This is a genomic window from Paenibacillus sp. 01L418 (assembly GCF_056400045.1).
The window spans coordinates 1-2978 of record NZ_JBFTSN010000612.1; the positions used below are offsets into that span (position 1 = coordinate 1).

The 2978-nt window shown below is 39.7% G+C and carries 2 protein-coding genes; both read left to right on the top strand.

Annotation, left to right across the window (positions count from 1 at the left end):
- The first annotated feature begins 367 nt into the window (after positions 1-367).
- Complete coding sequence (locus AC1DSE_RS33575) at positions 368-1345, top strand: S-layer homology domain-containing protein (protein WP_441883508.1); 978 nt, start codon at positions 368-370, stop codon at positions 1343-1345.
- Positions 1346-1351: 6 nt separating this feature from the next.
- On the top strand, positions 1352-2978 hold a 1627-nt coding region (locus tag AC1DSE_RS33580; RefSeq protein WP_477528942.1), incomplete at its 3' end, for an Athe_2463 domain-containing protein.

Here is a 2978-nt window from a genome sequence, read left to right on the forward strand (position 1 = left end):
AGTAAGGAGTAATGTGTCGCAGTTCGACGATATTGCGTTACAACATAATGAATACGAATTTTCATAACCCATATTTAGGAAGGAGGATGCGCTATGTGCGGAACGTGTGGAGGAACGGGAACGATAATCGAAGTGGTTTGTTTATAATAATCATACTTTTTGCATACGATTTGCTAACTTTATTAACCTCTAGAATTGATATCTTTAAAGAGTGTAGATTTGATGCTTGTAGTCATCCATATCGGTAGTAGATGACATTTTTATAAGAAAGGAAGTGAAGGGTTTAATAAGAAAACAAGAATGTCGATAAAATAGTTAGATAACTAGATTGATTAATTTTGGTAAATAGAAAATAGGAGTGATCCCAATGAAAAAAATGAAGCTAGCCGTAATCATGACGTTTGTGACAGTATTGCTTGCGTCGCAGACCGTAGCAGCTGCAGCTGCTTTTACAGATACAAAGTCACACTGGGCAAAATCAGAGATCGATACTGCAGTGAGTCAAGGTTGGATTAATGGTTATAGTGCAACAAGCTTTAAACCTAACGATAATATTACTCGTGCTGAGTTTACAAAATCGTTGGTAGCCGCGATGAAATACAAGTTAGAGGATCAAGACACACCTTTCATCGACGATAAAGGATGGTTTCGTGCATCGATCTCTACAGGTCTAAAACAATCCATCATTAAGGTGAATGAATATAAGGAATCACAATTCGAGCCTAATCGGAAAATCACTCGTGAAGAGATTGCCCGTATGACAGTTAGAGCGCTTGGCAAGGATGCGGATGGGGTAAAGTCAGGCTACCTAGCAATTGCGAAACAGAATGAGATTTTGAAGGGCTATCCAGATGGGACAATGGGTGGCGACAAGAATGCAACACGAGCTGAAGCTGTTCTGATGATCTCTAATACTCTTAAGGCAAAAAATCCACAAGTTAAGCCGGTTGCTTATCCTAAAACAGACAAAGAGCTTGATGCATTGATTCAATCTTTGCCTAGTTTCAAAGGGCATACTACGATTAGTCGTGGAGCTGTTGGTGTAAATTTAAAAGGATCAGATGTTTTTGAGGATCATAATGTATGGATCGAGTATGATGCAGAATTAAAAAGAACTACAATAAATGTTGATGAACCATCTTCCGATGTAAAAGCTTTGCTTAAGGATCTTTTAAAACAGTACTATCCACAATCTTATGAAAAGGCGTATTCCAATTATATTAAAGTAGATGGAATGAAATTTGTTGAAGGTAAAAATTCAATTAAAACGACATATGATGGACGTAGTTTTCTAGTGTATAAAGCGAACGATAATGTCGGTGTTGTATTTTGGATAGGAGGCTAAGTAAAAATGAAAATAATATTTCGAAAGCAGCTGCGAGCGCAGTTGCTTTTTTTGTTGCTTGTTGTCGTTACTGTTACTTCAATACCATTTCAACCTCAGAGAGTTGAGGCGGGGGTATGTCCATCTCCTCCAAGCTACGGAACAAAGGCTGAAGGGATAATAAGCGTTTATAAAATTCCTAAAATGAGCTCAAACTGTAAAGCCCTTAACGAAAAGTATTTGCTTAATTCATTGAACATAGGTGAATCAGTTGTTGTATACGGTAGTCCTTCTGAAGTTTCAGGTAATGAGACGGACAAGAAGACTGGACAATATCGTTATCTTGGTTGGGATGCGAGCGGATCTGTTTATAGGAACTGGAGATTCCCACCAGACTCTAGTGCAACCGGCAGCGTAGCGAAAAATTGGATTAAAAAGCCATGGGCTCAACCTGAAGGCCAACGTAGAGGGTTGAAAGAATCTATAGATTTTACACGTAATCCTGAAGCTCCAGCGTGGTTATCTAAAATGGTAGATCCCTACAACAAACCATCTTACTCTTCTAATTTTATAACAAGCTATAATGCACTCAAAGGTGCAAGCTGGACTAGCGACACATTGCTCGATTACGCTATTATTCAACAAAAGCCAACTGATTTCACTCCTGGTGTTGTCCAAATGTGGAGCGAATGGACGGACGGTTCTTGGTGGTATGAAATCTTTACAATAAAACCTATGAAAACACTTKATATAAATGTCATTCCAGAGACAATCGATTTGGAAGTAACGAAGGTCGTACACCCCGACGCGGTCTATGTGAACCAAGCTACCTCAATCGTTGTCACCGTCAAAAATAATGGAAATAAAAATAGCGGCTCCTTCGTTGTGGGCCTATTTGGCAGTTCTCCTGAACCTACAAAGCCTATAAGTAACCTTGCTCCTGGTGCAAGCTCCACAGTAACATTTAGTACGAGCTTTGCGACTAGTGGTCTTAAGAAGTTGTCGGCCAAGGCTGACTTTAATGGCCAGATTACGGAAACAGATGAAACTAACAATACAAAAGCATTTCAAATTATGGTCAATAAGCTAAATGAGCCGACCACACCAATGGCCATCATATCACACGTTGAGGGAGATCATCGCACCGAGCCAGAGATAACAATTAAGCCTTCAGCAGATCCAAAACTTGATGATAAACTCTCTTATTCACCAGGGAAGGAAGCTATCACGATACGAGAATGGAAATATAAGAATCCGGCAGGTAAAACGATAGCGACCAAGCCAGCTGCCAAAGACTTTGCAGCTGAAGGAAAATATGTGGTGGAGCTGCGCGTAACAAATAGCGCTAAAAAGGTATCTGAGTGGGCGGAGCTTATAATAAATGTGGCCAATAAAGCAGTACCAACTCCGACTCCTTCAGCATCACCAGAACCAACGCCTACACCTAAGCCTGATTTAATAGCGGACATTGAATTTCAACCTTCAACTATCATTGCAGGTGAAAAGTCATCGCTTATTAATCGATCAAAAGGTTTGAATGGCTATACGTGGAAATTCACCGAAAACTTGAGTACAGTACTACCCAATAATACAGACTATGAGTTTATGTATAACACATATAATACTCCTGGCTTCTATACAGCTGAAATTATCG

Bases quoted from the DNA above. Each gene is read 5' to 3' on its own strand.
- AC1DSE_RS33575 (WP_441883508.1), top strand. From the start codon at position 368: ATGAAAAAAATGAAGCTAGCCGTAATCATGACGTTTGTGACAGTATTG.